A 561-nucleotide genomic window follows, 5' to 3' on the forward strand; every position below is an offset into this window, starting at 1 on the left:
GACACGGTTATGACATTACAAATACAAAAGTAGGCCAAACGAAAGTAGAAGGAACAAAAACGTGGAACGATAACAATGCGACAGATCGTCCAGGAACGATTAAAGTAGACCTTCTACAAAATGGTCAAGTAGTAGATACGAAAGAAGTAACAGCAGCGAATAGCTGGAAGTACACATTTGATAATCTCCAAGCATACGATGCGAATGGAGTAGCATACAAGTATGAAGTAAAAGAACAACCAGTACCAGGATATCAATCCGAAGTAAAAGGTTATGACATCACGAATACAAAAGTAGGAAAAGTCAACGTAGAAGGAACGAAAACGTGGAAAGATAATAATGCCACAGATCGTCCAAGCACAATCAAGGTAGATTTATACCAAAATGGTACGTTCCTACTTACACAATATGTGACAGCAGCAAATGATTGGAAGTACACATTTGCAGACCTAGCAGCATATGACACGAATGGAGTAGCGTACAAGTATGAAGTGAAAGAACAGCCAGTGGCAGGATACCAATCTGACGTACACGGTTATGACATTACAAATACAAAAGTAG

Annotated in this window: 1 protein-coding gene; it reads left to right on the top strand. The window is 39.2% G+C overall.

Features of this window, described 5'->3' with window-relative positions; genetic code table 11:
• On the top strand, nucleotides 1-561 hold a 561-nt coding region (locus V7024_RS23095), incomplete at both ends, for a Cna B-type domain-containing protein (protein ID WP_335524348.1).

Origin of the sequence: Bacillus sp. JJ864 (assembly GCF_036963045.1) — a bacterium.
GTDB classification, from domain to species: Bacteria; Bacillota; Bacilli; order Bacillales; family Bacillaceae_G; genus Bacillus_A; species Bacillus_A pseudomycoides_C.